This is a genomic window from Bosea sp. (in: a-proteobacteria) (assembly GCF_023953965.1).
Classification (GTDB): domain Bacteria; phylum Pseudomonadota; class Alphaproteobacteria; order Rhizobiales; family Beijerinckiaceae; genus Allobosea.
Window position 1 is genome coordinate 1,794,260 of sequence record NZ_JAMLIX010000001.1, and the last position, 22,458, is coordinate 1,816,717.

The following is a 22,458-nucleotide window of genomic DNA, read 5'->3' on the forward strand; positions in this document are numbered from 1 at the left end:
ATGGTTTTCTCACCGCCCTGCACACAGCTCGCCGACGAAGAGACCGTGCGGATGATGGCCGATGCCGGAGCCTGGTGGAGCATCCAGCCGTTTCTCGACGACGAGGACGCCAACCCGAAATCCGATCCCGTCCAGCGCGCCCAGCAGCAGGAGATCGCGCAGGGCACGGCGCGCGCCTTCGAGCTCGGCCGCAAGCACAAGGTGAGGATGGCGTTCGGCACCGACATCCTGTTCTCGCCGCGGGGAACGGTGAGCCAGGGCCGCCAGCTCGCCAAGCTCGCGCGCTGGTTCGAGCCGGCCGAGGTCCTGCGCATGGCGACGAGCCATTCCGGCGAGCTTCTGGCGATGTCGGGCGGGCGCAATCCCTATCCGGACCGGCTCGGCGTGCTCGCCAGGGGCGCGCTCGCCGACATCGTCGCCGTGGCCGGCGATCCTCTGGCCGATATCGCCCTGATCGGGGACCCCGATCGCAACTTCCGCCTGATCGTCAAGGACGGGCAAATCTACAAGAATACGCTGGCGGCATGAAACGGGGGCGGATTATGCATGAAGGCATTCGCGGCGCGCTGATCGCCGGCGCCATGGCTTGGGCGGGGGCCGCCGGGGCGGCCGATCCGGTTGCCAGGGCGCCCGAGCCCGCGCCGGCCGCGCCGGCTTCCCCGGGCTGGGCGTTGCAGGTCTCGCCCTATCTCTGGGCGAGCGGCATCCACGGCGATATCGCGCCCTTCCGGGCCGGGCCGACGATCGGGATCAGCAAATCCTTCGGCGATGTCCTCGACAACCTGAACTTCGGCGGCTTCCTGCATGTCTGGCACCGCAACGGCCGCTTCGTCGTCTCCGCCGACGCCATGCTGGTCGACACCAGCGAGAGCCATGCGATCGAGCGCGTTCCGATCTTCGGCCCGGTTCGCGGCCTCTCGGCGAAGCTCGACGCGCGGCAGATCAACGCGTCGCTGCAGGCCGGATACCGCATTGTCGACACGGCGCCGTTCACGCTCGACCTGCTCGCCGGCGCGCGCTTGTGGAACGTTTCGAACAAGGTCACGGTCAGCTATGGACCCTTTGCGATTTCCCATCGCGAGAGCTTCGGCTGGGTCGATCCGGTCGTCGGCCTGCGCGCCTTCTATGGGCTGACCGACCGGTTCTCGATCCAGGCCCAGGGCGATATCGGTGGCTTCGGCGTAGGCTCGCGGCTGACCTGGCAGGTGCTGGCGACGGCGAATTACGTCCTGACCGACCATCTGTCGATCTCGGCCGGATACAAGATCCTGAAAGCCGACTACCGCTCGGGCGGCCGCGTCTTCGACACGACGCTGCAAGGCCCGGTGGCCGGCTTGACCTATCGGTTCTGAGGCTGCCGGGTATCGGCGCTGTCAGTGCCTCGCGCCTTCGCCGATCGACTGCGCGATCTTCTCCGCGATCATGATCACCGGAATGTTCAAATTCGCCCGCGGCGCCGTCGGCATGATCGAGGCGTCGGCGACGTGCAAGCCCTCGCAGCCGTGCACGCGGCCATCGGCCGGATCGACGACGGCCATCGCGTCGTCCGCCCGCCCCATGCGGCAGGTGCCGCAGGCGTGCCATTGCGGAAAGGCGTGATCGCGCGCGTAAGTCTCGAGCGCCTGCCGATCCGTCAGCAGGTCGGCGAGCGAGACGCCGCCCGAGACCATCGTTCTGAAGAAAGCATCGCGCAGCGGCGGCAGAAGATCGATCGCGGCCGCGGCCGGCGCGGTCAGCAGGTAGTTGCGCAGCGTCTGGCGCCCGAGCGACTTGGCGAAGCCGCTATAGCTCGAGGGGCCGGCGTGAGCGATGGCGGGCGCCATCGCTCTGGTTGCGAAGACCCGCGCCATCAGGTGCACCGCCACGCAAAGGCGGGCGAGGTCGCGCTCGTCCCTGAGGAAGTTGAAGGTCGCGGTGGGCTCCGCCGCAAGGTCGGCGCTCGCCAGCTCGACATGGCCTGTCGAATGCACCTTGTTGATCCAGGAGATCGCCGTCGCGATCTTGCGGCCGAGCGGATGCCAGGCCGATTTCGCGGCGAACATCATGAACATGTCGGAAGGCTGGCCGCCTTCGACGCCGGAGGAGTAGCGCAGGCCGAGATGGATGTGCCGGCGCGTCTCGCCGCCAAGCCGCTGGCCGGGCCGGATGAAGGCCGAGAGCGAAATGCCCGGATGCTCCTGGAGGTTTCCGCCGACGCCCGGAAGATCGGCGATGCAGCCGATGCCGAGGCGCTTCAGCGCCGCCGCCGGCCCGATGCCTGAGCGCATCAGCAGGGCGGGCGAATGCAGCGCACCGGCGCAGACGACGATCGACGCGCCGGTGAACGTCTCGTCCCCGCCATGCCAGCGAACGCGCACGCCGACCGCTTTCCTGCCCTCGAAGGCGATCGCCAGCACCTGGGCATCGGCCATGATCGTGAGGTTGGGGCGCCGGCGTACCTCCTCGCCGAGATAGGCCATCGCCGCCGAGACCCGGTGGGTGCCGTCGTTGGACAGCGTCATCGGGAAATGGCCGTCTATGAACACCCCGTTCTGGTCGCCGATCGCCGGAAAGCCGAGCTCGTTCAGCGCCTCTTCGGCGGCAAGCGACAGGCCCGGCCATCTGGCGTGCGGGATGCGGTGGACGGGTATCGGCCCGTCCTTGCCGTGCAGCGGCCCCGAAAAATCGAGATCGCGCTCGAGCTTCCTGAAGAAGGGCAGCACGGATGCCCAATCCCATCCGGTGGCGCCGAGCGCGGCCCATTCGTCGTAGTCGGCGGGCGTGCCGCGGTTGGCGATCTGGCCGTTGATGCTCGAGCCGCCGCCGATCAGGCGCGGCTGTTCGTAGAGCCGCCTTGCGGAAGCGGGCGCGTTCTCCTGGAACGGCCTGGTGGTCACCATCAGCCCCGGCCAATGGTTGCGCGGATCGAAGGCGGCGCGCCCCGGATACATGTCGCGCACCGCCGAGCCTTCGCGGCCGGGCGGCAGGTCGCGGCCGGCCTCGATCAGCAGCACCCGGTTCTCGCGCCGCTCCGACAGGCGCCCGGCCAGCACGCAACCGGCGCTGCCGCCGCCCACGACGATATAGTCCCACATGGTCTATCCCTTGACGGAACCCTTGGTCAGGCCTGAGACGATCAGGCGGCCGAGCAGGGCGAAGGCGATGAGGATCGGCAGGATGGCGAGCGTGGCGGAAGCCGTCAGCGGCCCCCATTCGCGCCCGAAGAAGCCGATGAAGTTGTAGATCGCCGGCTGGATCGGCCTGAGCGCCGGGCTGTCGACCATCACCGAGCCGGCTACGAACTCGTTCCAGGAGGCGACGAAGGTCAGGACGCCGGCGGCGCCGAAGGCCGGCTTGGTGAGCGGCAGGATGACGAAGCGCAAAACCTCGAAATGCGAGGCGCCGTCGGCCACCGCCGCCTCGTCGAGCTCGCGCGGGATGCCCTCGATCGTGCCCTTCATGATCCAGATCGCCATCGGCAGCTGGTGGGCGGTTAAGATCAGCGGCAGCGTGTACCAGGCGTTGGTGAGGCCGAGCCGGCTGAAATAGAGGTAGTTGGGGATGAGCAGCGCCGCCGCGCCGAGCGAGAGCGGGATGCTGGCGACGACGAGCATGAACAGGGGCTGGCGCAGCGGAAAATCGAAGCGGTCGAAAGCATAGGCCGCCGGCAGCGCCAGCACGAGCGTGGCGGCGACCGTCGTGCCGCTGTAGAACAGGCTTACCCTCATATTGCCGAGGAAGCCGCTCTCGATCACGCGCTGGTAGTTCTCCAGCGTCGGCGTGAAGCCGAACAGCGTGGGCGGGAAGCGGAACAGGTCGGGCGGCGACTTGAACGAGGTCAGCACGCCCCAGATCAGCGGCATCAGGTTGAGGACCGCCAGGAGCGCGAAGGCCAGCACGACCAGCACGCTCCAGCGGTCGGGCAGGGCCCAGCGGCGCTTGCGTGTCGCGTCCATGCCGCTCACGCCTTCCATTTCGCCAGCCTGACATAGGCGAGCACGAGCAGGATGTTGCCGAGGAACATCGCGAGCGCCAGCGCCGTCGCCGAGCCGAGGTCATAGGTGACGAAGGCGCGGTCGAACACCTCGATCGGCAGGATGCGGGTGGCGTTGCCGGGCCCGCCGCCGGTCAGCACCAGCGGGGTTTCGACCGTGTTGAGGTTGGACAGCGTCAGCACGATCGCGACGAGCAGGAGCGGCGTCTTCATCAAGGGAAGGGTGATGCGGCGGAAGATCTGCCAGCTTGTGGCGCCGTCGATGCGCGCCGCCTCCTCGTAATCGTCGGGAATGCCCTTCAGGCCGGCGAGCAGGATGATGACCGCGTAGCCGATCCGCTTCCAGACCGACACTCCGATCAGGAGCGCCATCGCCGAGGTCGGATCGTTGAGCAGGCGCAGGTCGCCGAGGCCGGCCCAGCGCGCCAGCGACAAGGCGAGCCCGATATCGTTGACGAAGACCCAGCGGAACAACAGCGTGGCGACCACGGTGGAGATGATCCACGGCACGATCACGATCATCTGGACGGCGAAGCCCAGCCTTTCGCCGAGCCTGTGGATCCATAAGGCGAGCGCGAGCGCGATCACGATGGTCAGCAGCACGGCGAGCGCCGTGAAGACCGCGCTGCGCGAGACGATCCCGCCCAGCATCGGGTCCGACAGGAGGCCGGTGAAATTGCCGAGCCCGATGAAGTCGGTCGGCGCGCCGTAGCGGATGCGGAACAGGCTGAACCAGAACCCGTAGAAGACGGGCGAGAACAGCACCATCCCCAGGAGCGCGAAGGCCGGCACGACATAGGGCAGCCCGGCATAGCGGGAATACATATGGCGGGTTCCTGCTCGATCGGAAGCGGGCGGCGCGGGCCGCCCGCTTCATGCCTCAGCGCTTGTTGGCGCGGTTGAACTCGGCGGCGGCGTCCTCGAGCGCCTTCTTCGGGGCGGTCTTGCCGACGACGACGTGCTGCGCCGCCTTGTTGAGGATCTGGCGATAGCCGCCGATCGAGATGTCGATCGGTGGCAGATAACCGTATTTGGCCGAGCCTTCGGCGACGGTGCGCAGATATTCGTTGCCGGGCTGCTTTGCGAAGTCGCCGAGCCCGTCGAGCGTCGAGGCGAGGGCGGGCGACTGTCCGCCGACCTCGACCCAGACCTTGTCGCCGAGCGCGCCGAGCATGTAGTCGACGAACTGGCCCGCCTCACGCTTGACCGGGCTCTTCGACCAGACGCCGACGGCCCAGCCGGCCATCACCGCCGGCGAATGCGGCTTGCCGCCGGCGCCCGGCCACATCATGAAGCCGATCTTGTCCTTGCCGAGCTGCGACTGGAGCGTCGAGATGCGCACGCTCGCGCCCATGATCATCGCGGCCCGGCCGGAGGCGAACTGCTCGTAGACGTCGTCGACCGTCCAGCCGACGGCGGATTCGGACATGACCTTGTGCCTGGTGATCAGGTCGGTCTGGAAGGTGAGGGCCTCCACCGCCTCGGGCGAGGCGAAGTTCGCCGTGCCGTCGTCGTTGAACAGCTTGCCGCCCTTGCCGAGCAGATAGGGGATCATCATCGGCGGATCGGCCTGGTTCTCGCTGAACCCCTGCGCGAAGCCGTAGCGGGTGACCTGGCCGGAGGCGTCCTTCTGCGTCAGCTTCGTCGCGGCCTCGACCAGCTTGTCCCAGCTCGTGATGCCGGCCGGATCGATCCCGGCTTCAGCGAAGAGGTCCTTGCGGTAGGCGATCGCGATGTAGTTGCGCGAGGTGAACAGCGCGTGCTGGACGCCGCCGACATTGGTCAGGTCCCAATAGGCCCCGGCGCGGTCGGCGATCTGCTCCTTGCTCCAGTTCTTGATGAACAGGTCGTTGAGGCTCGCCAGCGAGCCCGACTTGATGGCGTCGCCGAGGAAATCGGTCACCACCCAGATGATGTCCGGCGCGCCGCCGGCATTGTGCGCGGCGAGGAATTTCGGCGTCATCTGGTCCCAGGCCTGGGGCTCGACGACGATCTTTACGCCGGGATTGGCCTTCTGGAAGCTGTCGATGATCTGCGCCAGCGCCACCTCGCGCGGCGATTTGCCGGCCGGGTTGAGGAAGGTCCACATCCGGACGGTGGTGGCCTGGGCGAAGGCCGGCGCGAGCCCGGCGGTCGCGGCGGCGGCGCCTCCCAGCGCCATCGTGAGTACTGTTCTGCGTAACATGATCGTCCTCCCTGATGCCGGTTATCCGTTTTTCTGTGCGCCGGCCGCGTCGCGTTCGGCGAGGTCGGCCAGCGCGTCCTTGAGCGAGCGTGCGATGTGATGGCGGGCCGCCGCCGCATAGGCGTCGCGGTCCATGGCCCGCAGCGCGGCGACGATCGCGCGGTGCTCGGCCGCCTCGCTGGACAGGCGCACGCGCCAGGATTGCAGGCCGCGCTGCACCCATTCGCCGATCAGCTGCATCTGGATGCCGCGATAGAGCGAGGTCAGGATGTCGTTGCCGCTCAATTCGACGATGCGGTGGTGGAACTCGGCGTTGAGGCCGAGCTTCGGCCGGTGCGCGATGGTCCGGGGGCTCTGCTCCAGCGCGGCCATCAGATCGTCGAGCACGGTAAGCGCCGCGGCCGGCAAGGTGCCGCTCGCCAGGCGCTCGATCAAAAGCTCGCCGGCCGTGAGCTCGAGCCCCAGGCGCACCTGCCACAGGTCGACCACCTGCTTGGCGTCCGGCGCCCGGACATGGAAGCCGCGCCGCTGCACCGCCTCGATGTAGCCCTCGGCCGCCAGCCGCATCAGCGCCTCGCGGACCGGCGTCAGGCTGACGCCGAACTGCTCGGCGAGGCGCTCGGGATAGAGGCGCAAACCCCGCTCGAAATAGCCGAACACGATCATCTCCAGGAGCGTGCGCCGCAGCGTCTCGGTCAGCGTCTCGCCGGGCTCGCCGATCAGCTGGCCCATCTCGGTGGGCTCGCGGACGCGGATCGGGATCACGTTTGCGGGGCTCATGCGCCGGCTCCGATCCGGTATGCGTCGATCTCGGCCATGTCGGGCTCGCCGCCATGGCCGGGCCGGTCGGCCGCCATCAGCATGCCGTTCTCCATCCGCCAGGGATGCAGTCCCATCTCGTCGCGCAGCGGATTGATGAGCCGGTTCGCCTCGTAGGTCGCGAAACCCGCCGCCGCGCGGCAGGCGTTGAGGGACGAGGCCAGCGAGATGCAGCTTCCGACCCCGTGCGGCGCGAGCTTCACGCCCGCATCGGCGCACATCCGGCCGATCTCCAGGATCGCCGAGACGCCGCCCGCCCGCGTGATGTTCGGCTGCGCGAAATCCAGCGCCCCGGCGTCGATCAGGCGGCGGAAGGCGGCAGGCGAGAATTCGTTCTCACCGGCCGCCACCGGCATCGGTGCATGCCGGCGCACCTCGGCGAGCCCCTGCGGATCGTCGGGCGGGATCGGCTCCTCGAACCAGCCGAGATCGAAAGGCTCCAGCGCCTCGGCGACCGCGATCGCGGTTTGCACGTCATAGGCGCAGTTGACGTCGGCATAGAGCTTGACCGCCGGCCCGACCACGTCACGAACCGCCCCGACATGCAGGGCATCCGTCTCGGCGCCGCGGCCGATCTTGATCTTGATGGCGGTGAAGCCCTGCTTGAGGAAATCCAGCGCGGCTCTCGCCGAATCCTCGGGATGCTCATGGAACCCGACCGGGCTCGCATAGGTCGAGACCGGCCCGGGCGAGGCGCCGAGCAGTGTTGACAGCGGCAGGCCCGCCGCCCGCGCCTTGAGATCCCAGAGCGCGATGTCGACGCCGCTCAGCGCCTCCATCGCCGCCCCGCGCGTCGAGCCGAGCGCGAAGAAATACTCGTAGAGCACCTGCGTCATCCCGGCCGGCTCGCCGATCTCCTCGCCGAGGAGCGCGGGCGCGACGACCTCGTTGACGATGGCTGCCGCCGAGAGCGGATGCGGCAGGCCGAAAGCCTCGCCATAGCCGATGACGCCGTCGTCCGACTCCACCTCAACCAGCGTCGACATCTGCCCCATGCGGGGAATGCGGCGGAAATGGGCGGCGGGAACCCGGATATGCGGCGGCACCTTGTCGGCTCCGCCGAAGATCCCGGCGAAGGAGGCCAGGAGGGGCGTCGCGGTGACGCGGGTGACCTTCATCGCATATCCTTATAAATTATAATTTATGCGATATAAGAAGCGAGACCGGTCGGCCGTCAAGAGAGAAATGGGGTTGGCGCGAATAAGCCGGACAGCGTGCTCACACAGGCATCGACGCCAGGGGCGTTGCCGATCTCATCATGCCATTCCGAGAGAGCCGCCCGGAGCCTGGCGAGGACCGGCGACCCGCATCGCCAGGTCTCCGTCTTCCGCGGCGGCTTCGCTTGCCGTTGCTATCGCCCGTCCGATACGGTCGTCAGCACGTCTCGCGCGCCGGGCGTGAGCTTTCCTTGGTTCAGCGCCTGGATATCGGCCAGCGTGAGCTTGCCGTTCGCGATGCCGTTGGTCATGCGCGTGCACCAGGCCTCGGTCGCCTTTGCCACGGGCACGCTCATAAATTCGGCGACGCCGGTTGGGTTGCTGCCGATGCCCTGGCCGATGCAGGTTTCGATCGCCGACCGACGCTCCGCATCGTTCGCCTTCAGCGCTGCCGCCATCGCCTGAAACGCCTGCTCGTCGGCCGTGCCCTGCGCCGATGCCGGATTGGCGGCCAGCAAGCCGAAAAGCACGGCGGTTACGGCGATCGATTTCAAGTCCATGCCGTTCTCCTCCCGCAAGGTTCCAAGGCGGGAGCGAGGCTCCCCGCTCCGGCCGTCGACGCCGCAGGAACTGGGCCTGCGTCTTCAGCATGACCGTGTCCTGCCTGGCGTCAACGGAGGTTTCGGGGCATCTCGTCGCAGATCGGGGCTGTACATGCTGCCGTTCCGGCGCGTCTTCGATCGACGAAGCTTGCCGTTCCCAGGCCATGATCTCCACCGGATCCACCTGCGGGTTTTGTCGCTCGATCCGGATCCCGTCGAAGTCGGAGTATTTGCAAAAATATTGAGAAACGGCTCTGTCGATTTGACAATGTGCCCCATCGACACCATCTTGGACAAGTCGATCTAGCCGAACGAATTGGCCCGGCGCCTTATCGCGCATTGCTGACGAACTTCCTGCTCAAATCGAAACATGCGCTACATCCGTGGCGCGTGAGCCGTCGCTTTTACAGGAGGTCAGCATGGCCAGCGGCACAGTCAAATGGTTCAATCCGGACAAGGGCTTCGGTTTCATTCAGCCGGAAGATGGCGGCCAGGATGCCTTCGTCCATATCAGCGCTGTCGAGCGTGCCGGGCTGCGCACGCTCAAGGAGGGCCAGAAGGTCTCCTACGAGCTGGTGCAGGACAAGCGCTCGGGAAAGACCTCGGCGGATCATCTGCAAGCCGAGTGAGCCGAAATGCCGTCCGATGCGGCAATCGACCCATGCGGCGACCATGGATGTACCGGCGCCCGTACGATCGAGCATCGGATGGCCGGGAAGAGTTGGGCCAGCCCGGCCCTTTTTATTTCTACCAGAAGGAAAATCCGAATGCAGGTTCTCGTCCGCGATAACAATGTCGATCAGGCGCTGCGTGTCCTCAAGAAGAAGATGCAGCGTGAAGGCGTGTTTCGCGAGATGAAGGCACGGCGCTCTTACGAGAAGCCGTCGGAACGGCGAACCCGCGAAAAGGCGGAAGCCGTCCGTCGCGCCCGAAAGGCGGCGCGCAAGCAGGCACAGCGCGAAGGATTGTTGCCGGCGCCGAAGCGTGTGGAACGGCCCGCTCGTCCGGCCCGCCCCGCATAGGCACGCCGAGAGAGGTTTCAGGCTTGAGCTTCAATCCGCAGAGTTTCACCGACCGCAAGGCCAGCTCGGCCAACGCCAAGAAGGCGTTGCTGGAGCGGTTCAAAATGCGCCCGAGGGCCGACGATCCCGTCATGGTCCAACGCCGGACGGAGCGCGAAGCCGTCGCGAGAGCGCGAGCCGGGCGCGAGGCGGAGAAGGCGGCGAGGCGCGCCGAAGAGGAACGCCTCGCAACGATGGAGCGCGAGCGCATCGCTGAAGAGGAACGCCAGGAGGAGTTCGCGCGCCAGGCTGCCCGCCAGGCGGAGCTGGCGAGGATTGCGGCCGAGCGGCCCCGCAAGGTTCTGCTCGAAGCCGTTCAATACATGCAGGAGCGCACAGCAGGGAAACGTCGCTGACGCCGCGTTGCGCTGACCGAAAGGAGTTGTCGATGTCGGGTAGCAGGATCTCGCCGGAAGAGGCCCAGTTGCGGGCGCAAAGCAAGGCAACGCTCGCCGCGCAACGTCGCGCCGACGCGCAGACCGCCCTGGAAGCCCTGCGCGCCGAACAGATCGCCGTCCGGGAGCGCACAGCCAGGCTACGGGCGCTACGCCTGGCGAAAGAGGCGGCCGACGCCGAAGCGGCATCAGCGAGTCAAACGGCTCCATCAAGCGCGAAGCCCGCAAAGAGTGGCGCTCGGCGGAGGCGGATATCTGCCTGATCTGGAGGCAGGAGGCGGTTATGGATCTGGCTGTCCGGCCGAACCCGTCGATTGGCGGGGCCGTTCCAATCGGCTCGGACGCCCCGTCTGCCGGCGCGAGCGACGCAACACGGCGCTGTCGTTGCCCCTGACGATCATGTCCCCGATCGTCCACCGGCAGCTTCAAACGGCCACAATGCATCGCTAGAGCATCGGATGCGAGAAGTGGAATCCGCTTTTCGGAAAGTTCCGATGCTCCAACAATGGGACAGATCATCGTTACCGCGTCCGGCAGGACGCGCGATGATCTAGCAGAGATCAATCGACCGAGTCATTCGGCTGGCCTCGCCGCGACAGGCGCGTTGCCCGACTTTCCACTCTTTCGACAATCGAACGCCGCTTTGCGGCTCGCTGCCGCCGGCATTCCGCCTGGCAGCCTTACAGGTCGCACGGGCAAGCCGCGCACCGCTGGATGGATATGAAGCACAAAACCCAATACGAACATAAGAACACGCAACCCCTCGGCGCATCGACCCCAAGATCGTCGCCGCCAAAATCCTCGCCGGATTGGAAACCCGAACCTTGCGGCCTTTCCCGCGAGGAGCTGCGCAAGATCGTCGCGCGGATCATGGGGTGAGCAGCGATAGCGCCAGAGCATCGGATGCGAAAAGTGGAATCCACTTTTCGGTCCGATGCTCCAGCAATGGGATAGATCATCGTTATCGCGTCCGATAGGACGCGCGATGATCCAGGTCACCTCGGCGGCGGCGACACTCTTTGCCGTTGGATCGTCAGCCTATCATTGAAGATTGAACTTCGCGCCGGCTCATGATGCCTGGAAATGGCGTGCAATGAGGGACCACCCGTCCCGGTGATCGGCTTCGAAAGGGGGACCATTTCCAGGTCGAATCCACGCTGTTGCGCTTCGTAGCGGAACGGCGAGGCAGGAGATGACGACGGCGCAGACGATCCGCCGCCTTCGACAGGCTGCCGAGTTCGGCGGCGTGGACCGGCGTTAAAGCCGGAAAATCTCCATAGATATAGAATTCCGCTATATCTGATCGTCAAAAAGGGTCGAGGTCGCAGGGGATTTTGCAAGGCTATAAAGGCGCAGATATGGAGTCGGTCCGCAAGGAGGCGCGCCGTGGCTGCTGCTGACGTCATTCCCTCGTCAAGGGCCGGAAAGCCCCGTGACCTCAACGTCGATTGGCCGGTGGCGCTCTATGAGACGCTGAAGGCGGCGGGCATCGACCAGATGTCCTATGTGCCCGACGCCGGGCATTCGACCTTGATCGAGCTGCTCAACGCCGATCCCGAGGTGGTCACCAACGTCCTGACGAGCGAGGAGGAGGGCATCGCCATCGCGGCCGGGGCCTGGCTCGGTGGGCAGCGCAGCGTCGTGCTGATGCAATCCTCGGGGGCTGGCAACTGCATCAACATGCTGTCGCTGCCGGTTCAGGCCCGCTTCCCGCTCCTGATGCTGGTGACGATGCGTGGCGAATGGGCCGAGTTCAATCCCTGGCAGGTGCCGATGGGGCGGGCGACGCAGGGCGCGCTCGAGGCCATCGGCGTCACAGTCCTGCGTGCCGAAACCGGCGCGGATCTGATCGAGACCGTGGCGCAGGCCGCGGCGATGGCCTTCGAGTCCGACCAGCGGATCGCCGTGCTGATCGGCCAGCGCCTGCTCGGCAAGAAGAAGTGGTGAGCGCCATGAGCCTTCCGACCATGGACCGCCGCGCGGCGGTGAAGATGCTGCTCGACGCGCGCGAGGGGGCGCTGGTCGTCACCGGCCTCGGCTCGCCGAGCTACGACGTCCACGCCGCCGGCGACCGCGACGACAATTACTATCTCTGGGGCGCGATGGGCGGCGCCGCCCTGGTCGGGCTCGGCCTCGCCCAGGCGCAGCCGCAGAAGCGGGTCATGGTCATCACCGGCGACGGCGAGCAGCTCATGGCCTTCGGCGCGCTGGCGACGATCGCTGTCGCCCGTCCGCGAAACCTCGACCTCATCGTGCTCGACAACCAGCATTTCGGCGAGACCGGGATGCAGTCGAGCCATACCGGGCGCGGCATTTCGCTCGACAAGGTTGCGGCCGCCTGCGGCTTCGCCGAGGCGCGGGAACTGTGCAGGCTCGAAGAGGTCGGCGCGCTTAGCGAGGCGTTGCGCCAGCCGGCGCAGGGGCCGCGGCTCTTCGTGCTCAAGATCGTCGCCGAAAACCTGCCGCGTTCGCTGCCGCCGCGCGACGCCGTCTTCATCAAGAACCGTTTCCGTGGCCATCTCGGCCTGACCACCTGCTGAGGTTGCGATGGGCGCGCTGGTCGATTTCGAGAACACGATCGCCGGACGCACCGCGCCCGGCGCCGCCACATTCGAAACCTACGATCCTTATACCGGCAAGCCCTGGGCCCTGATCCCGCGCGACGGGGCGGCCGAGGTCGATGCCGCCGTCGCCGCAGCGAAAGCCGCCTTCCGGGCGAAGGAATGGGCCGGCTTGACCGCCTCGGCCCGCGGCAAGCTGCTCGTGCGCCTTGCCGATCTGATCGCGGAGAACGCCGAGCGGCTGGCCGCCATCGAGACGCGCGACAATGGCAAGCTGATCTCGGAGATGTCGGCGCAGCTGCGCTACATCCCCGAATGGTATCGCTATTTCGGCGGGCTTGCCGACAAGATCGAGGGCGCTGTCCTGCCGATCGACAAGGCGGGCATGTTCGCCTTCACCCGGCGCGAGCCCATCGGTGTGATCGCGGCGATCGTGCCGTGGAATTCGCCGCTCCTGCTTTTGACCTGGAAGCTCGCGCCCCTGCTCGCCGCCGGCAACACGGTGGTGATCAAGCCGTCGGAGCACACATCGGCCTCGACCCTGGCCTTCGTGAGGCTCTTCGCCGAAGCCGGCTTTCCGCCCGGCGTCGTCAACACGGTGACCGGCATGCCGACGGAGGTCGGCGCGCGGCTCGTCTCCCATCCCGATGTCGCCAAGATCGCCTTCACCGGCGGAGAGCCCGGCGGCCTTGCGGTCTATCGTGCCGCTGCCGAGGGGCTGAAGACGGTGACGCTGGAACTCGGCGGCAAATCGGCCAACATCGTTTTCGCCGACGCCAATATCGACAGCGCGGTCAATGGCGCGATCTCCGGCATTTTCGCCGCCAGCGGCCAGACCTGCATCGCCGGATCGCGGCTGCTGGTTCACCGCAGCATCCATGATCGCGTCGTCGAGGGCGTGGTGAAGCTCGCCGCCAGCGCCCGTGTCGGCGATCCGGCCCTGCCGGAAACGCAGGTCGGCCCGATCACCACGCAGGCGCAGCGCGAGAAGGTGCTCGGCTATCTCGACATCGCCCGCGCGGAAGGCGCCGAATGCGTTCTGGGCGGCGGCAAGCCGGGGCGCGCGGACCTGGCCGCGGGATGGTTCGTCGAGCCCAGCATCTTCACCGGCGTCGACAACCGCATGCGCATCGCGCGCGAGGAGGTCTTCGGCCCGATCCTGTCCGTCATCCCCTTCGACGAGGAGGACGAGGCCTTCGCGATCGCCAACGACAGCCCCTATGGCCTGGCCGCGGGCATCTGGACGGCGGATATCGGGCGCGCCCTGCGCGGTGCGGCCGTGATGGAGGCGGGGACCGTCTGGATCAACAGCTACCGCGCCGTGAGCTACATGGCGCCCTTCGGCGGCTACAAGCGCAGCGGCATCGGCCGGGAAAGCGGGCAGGAGGCGATCGAGGCCTATCTGCAGACCAAGACGGTCTGGATCGATACCGCCGGCGTCACGGCAAATCCGTTCGTGATCCGCTAGGGAATCGGATGCGAAAAGCGGAATCCACTTTTCGGAAAAATCCGAGGCCCCAACGATAATCCAGCGGACCGCAATCTCGGGAGCCCGGTCCGGCGCCTGATCGGGAGGAAACCCGTCAGCGGCGTGGTCGTACCCCTGGGGAGGCCAGCGCGGGCAAGCCGCATGGCATCCCGCTTGCCGACAAAGATAGGCCCTACAAGGAAGGAAACACACCGGTCATGGCGTGGTCCATCACGCCGGCAGTTGCGGACGACCACATCTTAAGTACATACGCCATCGGAAGAGGTTCAATGATGCCGTCAGCCGCTCGTCCCCTGGAGGGTCTCGTCGTCGTCGCGATCGAACAGGCGGTGGCGGCGCCCTTCTGCACGTCGCGCCTTGCCGATGCGGGGGCGCGCGCCATCAAGATCGAGCGCGCCGAAGGCGACTTCGGGCGTGGCTATGACGCGGCAGCCTTTTCCGCCGTGGCGGAGGACGAGGCGAAGCGGCTCCTGACGGAGATCGACATCGCCTTCGCCTCGGTCGACGACATGGCTGCGCTGTCGCAACACCCCCCTCTGCGCAGGATCGTGGTCGAAACGCAGGCCGGTCCTGTCGCCTTTCCCGCGCCTGCGCCGATCGTCATGGGCCAGGCGCGCGACTACGGCCCGGTCCCGGCGATCGGGCAGCATGCTTCCTTGGACCATCAGGAAAGGCACATGTCGTGAGCCAAGAGCCTTCGCTTCCCGATATCGATCACCTGCGCACGTGGATCGGCCGTGGTGAGGTCGCCGTCGACGTCCTCGGCGAGGACCTGGCCCGCAAATACCATGCGACGATGGATTTCCCCGGCGAAGCGCCCAGGCACGGTCAGGCCGCGCCGCGCCTGATCCATTTCTGCCTGGCGCAACCGGCGGCCGCGACCGCGAAGCTCGGCCCCGACGGCCACCCGGCCCGTGGCGGCTTCCTGCCGCCGGTTCCCCTGCCACGGCGGATGTGGGCCGGCGGCGCCTTCACATTCCATGGCGATCTTCGCGTCGGCGACGTGGTGAAGCGCTCCTCGCGGATCGAGAATGTGGTCCTGAAGGAAGGGCGCACCGGTGCGCTCTGCTTCGTCACCGTGCATCACCGCATCGAGGCGAACAACGCCCTCGTGCTCGAGGAGCGGCAGGACATCGTCTATCGCGGGGTCGATGCCCCCGGTGCTTCCGCCAAGCCGCCGCCCGTGGCCGACCAGGGCGTCCACCAGCGCCCGATGAAGGCCGGGGCGACGCTGCTGTTCCGCTATTCGGCGCTGACCTTCAACGGCCATCGCATCCATTACGACCGGCGCTACGCCACCGAGGTCGAGGGCTATCCCGGCCTCGTCGTCCATGGCCCGATGCAGGCGGCGCTGCTCTACGCCTACGCTTCCGAATTGCGCGGCACGCCGCCGCGGTGCTTCAGTTTCCGCGGGCTTTCCCCGCTGTTCGATGACGACGCTTTCGCACTGCATGCCACCGAAGATCGCGATATGCTGAAGGTCTGGACCGCCAAGCAAGACGGGCCTGTCTGCATGGCGGCCGAGGCGTCGTGGTCGTGAGCGGCACCCGGGCGATCGGCCCGGCTTCAGGCGCCGATCGCGAAACCCGCCGTTCCGCGCCCGGCGATGCAGTTGCTGAAGCAGGGGCAGTTCCGGCGGGAAGGCGGCACGGTTCGGTGGTCGGCATGAACCGCAAAGCGCGACAGCGGTGACAGGCACAGCTGCCGTTCGCGCCATCGCCAGCCGCCCGTGCTGGACAGGGCTGATCGAAACCGCGATGCCGCTCTGATCCGGCGCGATTCCGCGTTCCTGCGCAACGCGGTGCTCCAGCAATGGGATAGATCATCGTTATCGCGTCCGATAGGACGCGCGATGATCTTTCTCGTCAGCGCATCCAGGATGCCCTTCGTCGAGACGCGATCAGACGATGACGGGGATGACCGTCCTCGTCGCAGGGATAGTTCGAACCCGTGGGGGATCGGGAAACGCCGCGCTCTCGGGCGCCCGGCGGGCTCTGCCAGCTTCACGGCCGCGGGCCGTGCAGAGCATATTGTCATACGAGAATATGGTCGTATAAAAGCACGCGGCGCTGGGTTGGCGCGGAACGGATTGTCTGGAGAGGGGAAACGACCTTGGCACGCGTTGCATTTATCGGCTTGGGCGCCATGGGGCTGCGCATGGCGAAGCGCCTTGCCCAGGCGGATGGGATCGAGGTCGCGGTCTATGATATCGACCCTGCCCGCATCGCGGACATGCCGGCGCCTGCCCGGCGGGCGACTTCCATCGCGGACGCTGCCGCGGATGCCGACGGCATTTTCAGCGTCGTGCCCGCGGACAAGCACACGCGCGCGGTCGTCACCGAGTATTTGGAGGTCGCAAAGCCGGGCCAGATCTTCGTCGACTTCAGCACCATCGGGCCGGCAACGGTCGACGAGGTCGCCCGGCAGCTTTCGTCCAAGGGCGTGCGGACGATCGCGGCGGGCATGACCAAAAGCCTGGGCGGTGCCGATAACGGCACGCTCTCCCTGTTCATCGGCGGGCTCGACCAGATTCCCGAGGTGCTCAGGCCGGCCTTCGACGCGATCGCGGCCGATCTGATGATGGTCGGCTCCCATGGCGCCGCCAAGGCCCTCAAGCTGGTCAACAACATGGTGGTCGCCACGCTCGACGTGGTCATGACCGAGGCGCTGACGCTCGGTCTGCAATACGGCATCGCCTATGAGGTGCTGACGGATGCGCTGCAGGCGCAGGGCGGCGACAGCTGGACGCTTCAGAACCACATCATTCCCCATGTCCTGCCCGACATACTGGGGCCGGGCTTCTTCAGCACGCGGCTCTTGATGAAGGACATGAAGCTTTATGTGGAGTTCGCGAAGTCCCAGGACCTGCCGGCCTTCTTCGCCGGGAACTCGCTCGCGGCCTATCGCGGCGCCATCGCCCACGGCTTCAGCGAGCATTACCACATGGTGATCGCGCGCTGGTACGAGCGGGCCGCGCGGGTCGGCGAGCGCCCGGTGACCGCGCTGCCGGAGGGACTGGACCAGGCCGCCGTCGTGTCGCGGCTGGCCGCCGGCGTGGCGGCGGTGCAGGCCCTCGTGACGGCCGATGCGGTGCGCATCCTCGGGCGCATGGACGTGGCGCCCAAGGACGCGGCTTTCTATCTGGAAAGCGGCTCCGCCGGGAACGATTCGCTGGGGGAGATGGTGCGGGCGCTGGACGGAAACGAGGCGAAGACGGATGTGCGCCGCCTCCTCGCCGATCTCGATGCCGTGGTGTCCTTGGCCGAGGATGCCGCGGTGCCGGGGGCGGTGTTCGAGATCGGGCGGCACACGGCGCTCGCGCTGCTCGACCGGTTCGGCCCCGAGCTGGACCTCTGGCAGACCGTCAAGGCGGTGAGGTGATGACGGCGATTGCGGAAACCGGCACCGTCGGGGGAGCCGATGCTGCGCTCGATCCCGATGCGGCGGCCTATCTCGACCTGCTGAAATCGAAGCAGATGGTGCCGATCGAGCGCCTGAGCCCGCAGGAGGCGCGCGATCGCCACGAGGCGGTCGCGGCAGCGATCCCGGAAGCGCTGGAGCCGGTCGCCGAGATCGCCGACGGCATGGTGGGGCCGCTGCCGCTGCGCCGCTATCGCCCCGCCAGGAGCACCGGGACGACGGTCTTCGTGCATGGCGGCGGCTGGGTGACCGGCACGATCGAGAGCTATGACCGGTTCTGCCGCGTCCTGGCCAACCGCTCCTCCACGACCGTCGTGTCGATCGGCTACGATCTTTCGCCGGAGGTGCGCCATCCGGTGGCGATCGAGCAGGTGCTGGCGGCCCTGCCGGAGATCGCGCGCGATGCCGGGGGGCGTGTCGCCCTGGCCGGCGACAGCGCCGGCGCCTATCTCTGCGCGCAGGTGGCGGCCCGTCTCGGCCCGGCGTGTCGCGAGACGATCGCCGGCCTCGTCCTGCTCTATCCGATCATCGATCCGGCCCTCGACACGCGATCCGCGACGACGAGGGCGCGCGGCTACCGGCTCGAGACGGAAGGGTTGCGCTGGTACTGGCGCCACTACCTTGCGACCGAAGGCGTGCCCGCCAGCCTTTACGACGCGGATCTCTCCGGCTTTCCACCGACATTGCTGCTGGCCGCCGGCTACGATCCGCTTCACGACGAGGGGGAGCGGTTCGCCGGCTTGTTGCAGCGGGCCGGTGTCCGGGTCCTCTACCGCGACTATCCCGGTCAGATCCACGGTTTCATGCGGATCGCCCACGCCATTCGGGCGGCGGACGGCGCCTATGAGGAGGTCGCCGGGTTCATCCGGGGCCTGTTCGGGCAGGCGGATAGGCGCGGCCACCAGAGCGCCGGCTGACCGCCCGGCTTCGCCCGCCACAGCGCCTGCCGCCCGCACGCTCGCAGGGCCCGCGCATGGCATCCTGGCGTGCTCGTCGCCTCATTGTATCTTGACAGTCGGTCATACGATAATACTGTAATCCAAAGTTCGAGGGATCTCCGCAGCGGCGCGATGCGAGGCTTGGCTGGGCGTTCCGAATCAACGAGGTGGCTTTCATGAGAGACGTGACGCGCCGGCAGACCTACGAGGACGGTCTCCGGGTCCGCAGAGAGGTTCTTGGCGCCGGCCATGTCGATCGCTCGCTGGCGGCGGCGACCGAATTTTCCCGGCCGATCCAGGAGCTCGTCACCGAGTATTGCTGGGGTGCGCTATGGGCCGAGGAAGGGCTCGACCGGCGCACCCGCAGCCTGGTCAACCTGGCGATGCTGACGGCGCTCAATCGCTCCCATGAGCTGGGGGTCCATGTCCGCGGGGCGATCACCAATGGCTGCTCGCAGACGGAGATCCAGCAGGTCCTGATGCAGACGGCCATCTATGCGGGCGTCCCCGCCGCGCTCGAATCCTTCCGGATCGCCGAGAAGGTCCTCACCGAGATGCAGGCGGCCGGCGAGGTCGAGGTCCGTGGCTGAGGGCGGCAACCGGCCGGCGATCGGCTTTATCGGGCTCGGCCGGATGGGCGTGCCGATGGCGGCGCGGCTCGTCGCGGCCGGGTTCACGGTGTTCGGCTACGACAGGGTGGCGACAGCGATCGAGCGCTTCGCGGCGGCCGGTGGATCGCCGGCGGCGTCCGCCGCGGAGGCTGCCGCCGCGGATGTCGTGATTCTGATGCTGCCGAGCTCGGCCGTGGTGAACGCGGTGCTGGCCGACAAGGCGTTCGCCCTTGCCTTGCGGCCCGGCGCGGTCCTGATCGACATGGGCTCGTCGGAGCCGCTGCAGTCGCGGCGCATCCATGACGAGCTGGCGGGGCGGGGGGCGCGTTTCCTCGATGCGCCGGTTTCCGGCGGGGTGCGCGGGGCGCAGAAGGGCGCGCTGACCGTGATGGTCGGTGCCTCCGAGGCCGATTTCGCCGCGATGCAGCCGCTTCTCACCCATTTCGGCCGGGTGGTGCATGCCGGGCCGGTGGGCGCCGGCCACGCGGTCAAGGCGCTCAACAACCTGCTGTCCGCCACGCATCTGCTCGCCACCAGCGAGGCGATGCGGGCGAGCGCGCGGTTCGGCCTGAAGCCCGAGGTCGTGCTCGGCATCTTCAACACGTCGAGCGGCAAGAGCGGCTCGACCGAGACCAAATGGCCGAACTTCGTCCTGACCGAAAGCTACGATTCCGGCTTCGCGCTGGAGCTGATGCTGAAGGACATGGAAGTCGCGGTGGACCTGGCTTCAAGGCTCGGTGTCGAGGCTCCTCTGGCGACGCGGTCGGTCGCGCTCTGGCGCGCCGCGAAGGCGGCGCTGCGCGATGGGGCCGACCATACCGAGATCGCGCTGTGGAACGAAGAAATGCCGGAGGATGTGGCAGGCTGACGAGGCGGCATCGGCTGGATTTGCCTGATGAACTGTGTGACAGCATGTCCATCAGTGAGGATGACGACGATGTCCGATCAGAATTCCCTGGCGATGTCCTGGAACGCGGAGCCGCTCGGCAGAACTGCCGCGCCGCTGCGTGAACAGGTCATCACACGCATGCGGCAGGCCATCGCCGATCTGGAGCTGAAGCCGGGCCAGCGGCTGATCGAGCGCGAGCTGATCGACCAGCTCGGCGTCTCGCGGACCACCGTCCGCGAGGCCCTTCGGGAGCTGACCTCGGAAGGGCTGGTCACGGTGGTTCCCCAGAAGGGGGCGATCGTGGCGGCGCCGTCGCTGGAGGATGCCGCGGATCTGTATGAGATCCGGGCCTCGCTGGAGGCGCTGGTCGCGCGCAGGTTCGTGGAGCGGGCCAGCCAGGAGGCGATCGATCGCCTCGGCACGGTCCTGGACGAGCTCGAGCAGGTCGCGCTCACGACGACGGACGTCCGGGCGATGCTCGCCGTCAAGAACAAGTTCTACGCCGTGCTTCTCGCGGGTGCGAACAGCTCGGTCCTGCGCAACCTGCTGGAGGGCTTCCAGCACCGGGTGCAGCAGCTCAGGACCACCTCGCTCTCGGCGAAGGGGCGGCCGAAGAAGATGATGAAGGAGCTGCGCGGCATTCACAAGGCGATCGCCAGGCGCGATGCCGAGCTCGCCGCGAAGCTCACCTGCGATCACGTGCGTGCGGCGGCGCATACCGCGCTCGCGAGCCTGCGCGCCGAGACTTAGCCGGGTTTACGCGACGGCGCTGCAAGCGCGGCCGTGCGGGCCTGGCTGCCGATGGAGAGGAAGCCATGGCCATGCACAGCAGCGACACCAGCCGCGGCAACGCGGCGGCGGGAGAGGGCGCCGGCCGGCAGCCGCCGCGCCCCGCCATCCTGGACCGGGTCCCTACCGGGCTGTTCATCGATGGGCGCTGGATCGAGAGCGGCGAGACCTTCGAGGTCGTCGATCCCGCCAGTGGAGAGAGCTTCGCCCGCGTGGCGGACGGCACGGCCGAGCATGGCCGCATGGCGCTCAATGCCGCCGCGCGCGTCCAGCCCGATTGGGCACGCACCGCGCCGCGCGAGCGCGGCGAGATCCTGCGCCGCGCCTTCGCGCGCATCATGGAGCAGCAGGAGGAGCTGGCGGCGCTGATCACGCTTGAGATGGGCAAGCCCATCGCCGAATCCCGGGCCGAGGTCGCCTATGCGGCGGAGTTCTTCCGCTGGTTCTCCGAGGAGGCCGTGCGGATCGGCGGGAACTGGCAGGTGTCGCCGGACGGACGCTCGCGCCTCCTGACGATGCGCCAGCCCGTGGGGCCCTGTCTCCTCATCCTGCCATGGAACGTGCCGCTCGCGATGGGCACCCGCAAGATCGGCCCGGCCGTCGCCGCCGGCTGTACCGTGGTGGTGAAGCCGGCCCGCGAGACGGCGCTGACCATGAACGCGCTCGCGACGATCCTGGCCGAGGCGGGGCTGCCGCCGGGCGTGCTCAACATCGTGCCGACCACGCGCTCCGGCGAGGTCGCGGCCGCGATCATGGCGAGCCCGCATCTGCGCAAGATCTCGTTCACGGGCTCGACGCATGTCGGGCGCAAGCTGGTCGAGCAGTCGGCGCGCGGGCTGCTGCGCGTCTCGATGGAGCTCGGCGGCAACGCCCCCTTCATCGTCTTCGAGGACGCCGACATCGAGCTCGCCGTCACCGAGGCGATGAAGGCGAAGCTCAGGAACAACGGCGAGGCCTGCACGGCCGCCAACCGCTTCTTCGTGCACAGCAGTGTCAGTGCGGCCTTCACGGCGCGGCTCGCCGAGCGCTTCGCGCGTCTCGTCGTCGGGCCGGGCCTGCGGCCGGACGTGACGATCGGCCCGCTGATCAACCGCGCCGCCGTCGAGAAGGTCGAGGCGCTGGTGAGCTCGGCCAGGCAGGAGGGGGCCAGCATGGCCTATCAGGGCGAGGTCCCGTCCAGCCGGGGCTTCTACTATCCGCCGACGATCCTCGCCGGGGTGGGAGCGGATCAGCGCATCGTGCGGGAGGAGATCTTCGGACCGGTCGCGCCGATCGTCGCATTCTCCGACGAGGACGAGGTGATGCGCTGGGCCAATGCCTCGGAATATGGGCTTTCCTCCTACGTATTCACCCGGGACCTGCGGCGCTCCATGCGGCTCGCCGAGGGGCTGCAGGCGGGCATGGTCGGCCTCAACAAGGGCGTGATCTCCGATCCGGCGGCGCCTTTCGGCGGGATCAAGGCGAGCGGCTTCGGCCGCGAGGGCGGCCGGGAAGGGATCGCGGAATATCTCGACGTCAAATACGTGGCGCTGGAAGGCTAGGGCATCGGGAAAATCCGATGCTGGAACA

The 22,458-nt window shown here is 67.6% G+C and carries 23 protein-coding genes and 1 pseudogene; 17 read left to right on the forward strand and 7 right to left on the reverse strand.

Annotated elements, in window-relative coordinates; all coding sequences use genetic code 11:
- Entirely contained in the window at window positions 1–528 is a 528-nt protein-coding gene (locus tag M9917_RS08255; RefSeq protein ID WP_297252615.1) for an amidohydrolase family protein, read from the forward strand.
- 14 nt (window positions 529–542) lie between these two features.
- The gene (locus M9917_RS08260) at window positions 543–1,352 is read left to right on the forward strand and encodes a hypothetical protein (RefSeq protein ID WP_297252617.1); all 810 of its coding nucleotides are present in this window, start codon (window positions 543–545) and stop codon (window positions 1,350–1,352) included.
- A 21-nt stretch (window positions 1,353–1,373) separates the two neighbouring features.
- Here the strand turns inward: M9917_RS08260 and M9917_RS08265 are convergent, their stop codons facing one another.
- The 7 genes from M9917_RS08265 to M9917_RS08295 form a co-directional block, all read right to left on the reverse strand.
- On the reverse strand, window positions 1,374–3,074 hold the full coding sequence (locus M9917_RS08265; RefSeq protein ID WP_297252619.1) for a GMC family oxidoreductase: 1,701 nt from the start codon (window positions 3,072–3,074) through the stop codon (window positions 1,374–1,376).
- A gap of 3 nt (window positions 3,075–3,077) precedes the next feature.
- Window positions 3,078–3,935, reverse strand: coding sequence for a carbohydrate ABC transporter permease (locus tag M9917_RS08270; RefSeq protein ID WP_297252621.1), 858 nt, complete (start codon window positions 3,933–3,935; stop codon window positions 3,078–3,080).
- Between the two features lie 5 nt (window positions 3,936–3,940).
- Entirely contained in the window at window positions 3,941–4,798 is an 858-nt protein-coding gene (locus M9917_RS08275; protein ID WP_297252623.1) for a carbohydrate ABC transporter permease, read from the reverse strand.
- Between the two features lie 55 nt (window positions 4,799–4,853).
- On the reverse strand, window positions 4,854–6,158 hold the full coding sequence (locus tag M9917_RS08280) for an ABC transporter substrate-binding protein (protein ID WP_297252625.1): 1,305 nt from the start codon (window positions 6,156–6,158) through the stop codon (window positions 4,854–4,856).
- A gap of 21 nt (window positions 6,159–6,179) precedes the next feature.
- Window positions 6,180–6,938, reverse strand: coding sequence for a GntR family transcriptional regulator (locus tag M9917_RS08285; protein WP_297252627.1), 759 nt, complete (start codon window positions 6,936–6,938; stop codon window positions 6,180–6,182).
- Window positions 6,935–8,095 carry a mandelate racemase/muconate lactonizing enzyme family protein gene (locus tag M9917_RS08290; RefSeq protein ID WP_297252629.1) on the reverse strand — a complete coding sequence of 387 codons (1,161 nt, stop codon included), beginning with the start codon at window positions 8,093–8,095 and terminating at the stop codon, window positions 6,935–6,937. The genes M9917_RS08285 and M9917_RS08290 overlap by 4 nt, the downstream gene beginning before the upstream one ends.
- 233 nt (window positions 8,096–8,328) lie before the next feature.
- Window positions 8,329–8,694, reverse strand: a complete 366-nt coding sequence (locus tag M9917_RS08295) for a hypothetical protein (RefSeq protein WP_297252630.1) — start codon at window positions 8,692–8,694, stop codon at window positions 8,329–8,331.
- A gap of 461 nt (window positions 8,695–9,155) precedes the next feature.
- Between M9917_RS08295 and M9917_RS08300 the strand changes: the two genes are divergently transcribed.
- The 15 genes and pseudogenes from M9917_RS08300 to M9917_RS08370 all read left to right on the forward strand — a co-directional run bounded on the left by M9917_RS08300 (window position 9,156) and on the right by M9917_RS08370 (window position 22,430).
- Window positions 9,156–9,365 (forward strand): cold-shock protein, encoded by a 210-nt coding sequence (locus M9917_RS08300; protein ID WP_297252632.1) that lies wholly within the window; start codon window positions 9,156–9,158, stop codon window positions 9,363–9,365.
- Window positions 9,366–9,503: 138 nt separating this feature from the next.
- On the forward strand, window positions 9,504–9,758 hold the full coding sequence (rpsU, locus tag M9917_RS08305) for a 30S ribosomal protein S21 (protein ID WP_297252634.1): 255 nt from the start codon (window positions 9,504–9,506) through the stop codon (window positions 9,756–9,758).
- 23 nt (window positions 9,759–9,781) lie between these two features.
- Complete coding sequence (locus tag M9917_RS08310; RefSeq protein ID WP_297252636.1) at window positions 9,782–10,153, forward strand: DUF6481 family protein; 372 nt, start codon at window positions 9,782–9,784, stop codon at window positions 10,151–10,153.
- A gap of 32 nt (window positions 10,154–10,185) precedes the next feature.
- Window positions 10,186–10,455: a transcriptional regulator gene (locus tag M9917_RS08315; protein ID WP_297252638.1), complete on the forward strand. Its 270-nt coding sequence runs from the start codon at window positions 10,186–10,188 to the stop codon at window positions 10,453–10,455.
- A 1,141-nt stretch (window positions 10,456–11,596) separates the two neighbouring features.
- The gene (locus M9917_RS08320) at window positions 11,597–12,139 is read left to right on the forward strand and encodes a thiamine pyrophosphate-binding protein (RefSeq protein WP_297254783.1); all 543 of its coding nucleotides are present in this window, start codon (window positions 11,597–11,599) and stop codon (window positions 12,137–12,139) included.
- A 5-nt stretch (window positions 12,140–12,144) separates the two neighbouring features.
- Window positions 12,145–12,732, forward strand: a complete 588-nt coding sequence (locus M9917_RS08325) for a thiamine pyrophosphate-dependent enzyme (RefSeq protein WP_297252640.1) — start codon at window positions 12,145–12,147, stop codon at window positions 12,730–12,732.
- 7 nt (window positions 12,733–12,739) lie between these two features.
- Complete coding sequence (locus M9917_RS08330) at window positions 12,740–14,221, forward strand: aldehyde dehydrogenase (protein WP_297252641.1); 1,482 nt, start codon at window positions 12,740–12,742, stop codon at window positions 14,219–14,221.
- 293 nt (window positions 14,222–14,514) lie between these two features.
- Window positions 14,515–14,676 (forward strand): annotated as a pseudogene (locus M9917_RS08335) (CoA transferase); the annotation flags it as partial.
- 248 nt (window positions 14,677–14,924) lie between these two features.
- Complete coding sequence (locus M9917_RS08340) at window positions 14,925–15,782, forward strand: HTD2 family dehydratase (RefSeq protein WP_297252643.1); 858 nt, start codon at window positions 14,925–14,927, stop codon at window positions 15,780–15,782.
- Window positions 15,783–16,354: 572 nt separating this feature from the next.
- Complete coding sequence (locus tag M9917_RS08345; protein WP_367273912.1) at window positions 16,355–17,623, forward strand: NAD(P)-dependent oxidoreductase; 1,269 nt, start codon at window positions 16,355–16,357, stop codon at window positions 17,621–17,623.
- The gene (locus M9917_RS08350; protein ID WP_297252647.1) at window positions 17,623–18,579 is read left to right on the forward strand and encodes an alpha/beta hydrolase; all 957 of its coding nucleotides are present in this window, start codon (window positions 17,623–17,625) and stop codon (window positions 18,577–18,579) included. Before M9917_RS08345 ends, M9917_RS08350 begins: the two co-directional genes overlap by 1 nt.
- A gap of 197 nt (window positions 18,580–18,776) precedes the next feature.
- Window positions 18,777–19,190, forward strand: coding sequence for a 4-carboxymuconolactone decarboxylase (gene pcaC / locus M9917_RS08355; protein WP_297252649.1), 414 nt, complete (start codon window positions 18,777–18,779; stop codon window positions 19,188–19,190).
- Window positions 19,183–20,079, forward strand: a complete 897-nt coding sequence (locus M9917_RS08360; protein WP_297252651.1) for an NAD(P)-dependent oxidoreductase — start codon at window positions 19,183–19,185, stop codon at window positions 20,077–20,079. The genes pcaC and M9917_RS08360 overlap by 8 nt, the downstream gene beginning before the upstream one ends.
- Before the next feature lie 69 nt (window positions 20,080–20,148).
- Window positions 20,149–20,850, forward strand: a complete 702-nt coding sequence (locus M9917_RS08365; RefSeq protein ID WP_297252653.1) for a GntR family transcriptional regulator — start codon at window positions 20,149–20,151, stop codon at window positions 20,848–20,850.
- A 65-nt stretch (window positions 20,851–20,915) separates the two neighbouring features.
- Window positions 20,916–22,430 (forward strand): NAD-dependent succinate-semialdehyde dehydrogenase, encoded by a 1,515-nt coding sequence (locus M9917_RS08370; RefSeq protein ID WP_297252655.1) that lies wholly within the window; start codon window positions 20,916–20,918, stop codon window positions 22,428–22,430.
- The last annotated feature ends 28 nt before the right edge of the window (window positions 22,431–22,458 follow it).

Excerpts from the sequence above, each read along its gene's own strand:
- M9917_RS08255 (WP_297252615.1), top strand. The coding sequence starts at position 1 with ATGGTTTTCTCACCGCCCTGCACACAGCTCGCCGACGAAGAGACCGTG.
- M9917_RS08260 (WP_297252617.1), top strand. The coding sequence starts at position 543 with ATGCATGAAGGCATTCGCGGCGCGCTGATCGCCGGCGCCATGGCTTGG.
- M9917_RS08265 (WP_297252619.1), bottom strand. The coding sequence starts at position 3,074 with ATGTGGGACTATATCGTCGTGGGCGGCGGCAGCGCCGGTTGCGTGCTG.
- M9917_RS08270 (WP_297252621.1), bottom strand. The coding sequence starts at position 3,935 with ATGGACGCGACACGCAAGCGCCGCTGGGCCCTGCCCGACCGCTGGAGC.
- M9917_RS08275 (WP_297252623.1), bottom strand. The coding sequence starts at position 4,798 with ATGTATTCCCGCTATGCCGGGCTGCCCTATGTCGTGCCGGCCTTCGCG.
- M9917_RS08280 (WP_297252625.1), bottom strand. The coding sequence starts at position 6,158 with ATGTTACGCAGAACAGTACTCACGATGGCGCTGGGAGGCGCCGCCGCC.
- M9917_RS08285 (WP_297252627.1), bottom strand. The coding sequence starts at position 6,938 with ATGAGCCCCGCAAACGTGATCCCGATCCGCGTCCGCGAGCCCACCGAG.
- M9917_RS08290 (WP_297252629.1), bottom strand. The coding sequence starts at position 8,095 with ATGAAGGTCACCCGCGTCACCGCGACGCCCCTCCTGGCCTCCTTCGCC.
- M9917_RS08295 (WP_297252630.1), bottom strand. The coding sequence starts at position 8,694 with ATGGACTTGAAATCGATCGCCGTAACCGCCGTGCTTTTCGGCTTGCTG.
- M9917_RS08300 (WP_297252632.1), top strand. The coding sequence starts at position 9,156 with ATGGCCAGCGGCACAGTCAAATGGTTCAATCCGGACAAGGGCTTCGGT.
- rpsU (WP_297252634.1), top strand. The coding sequence starts at position 9,504 with ATGCAGGTTCTCGTCCGCGATAACAATGTCGATCAGGCGCTGCGTGTC.
- M9917_RS08315 (WP_297252638.1), top strand. The coding sequence starts at position 10,186 with ATGTCGGGTAGCAGGATCTCGCCGGAAGAGGCCCAGTTGCGGGCGCAA.
- M9917_RS08325 (WP_297252640.1), top strand. The coding sequence starts at position 12,145 with ATGAGCCTTCCGACCATGGACCGCCGCGCGGCGGTGAAGATGCTGCTC.
- M9917_RS08330 (WP_297252641.1), top strand. The coding sequence starts at position 12,740 with ATGGGCGCGCTGGTCGATTTCGAGAACACGATCGCCGGACGCACCGCG.
- M9917_RS08350 (WP_297252647.1), top strand. The coding sequence starts at position 17,623 with ATGACGGCGATTGCGGAAACCGGCACCGTCGGGGGAGCCGATGCTGCG.
- pcaC (WP_297252649.1), top strand. The coding sequence starts at position 18,777 with ATGAGAGACGTGACGCGCCGGCAGACCTACGAGGACGGTCTCCGGGTC.
- M9917_RS08365 (WP_297252653.1), top strand. The coding sequence starts at position 20,149 with ATGTCCGATCAGAATTCCCTGGCGATGTCCTGGAACGCGGAGCCGCTC.
- M9917_RS08370 (WP_297252655.1), top strand. The coding sequence starts at position 20,916 with ATGGCCATGCACAGCAGCGACACCAGCCGCGGCAACGCGGCGGCGGGA.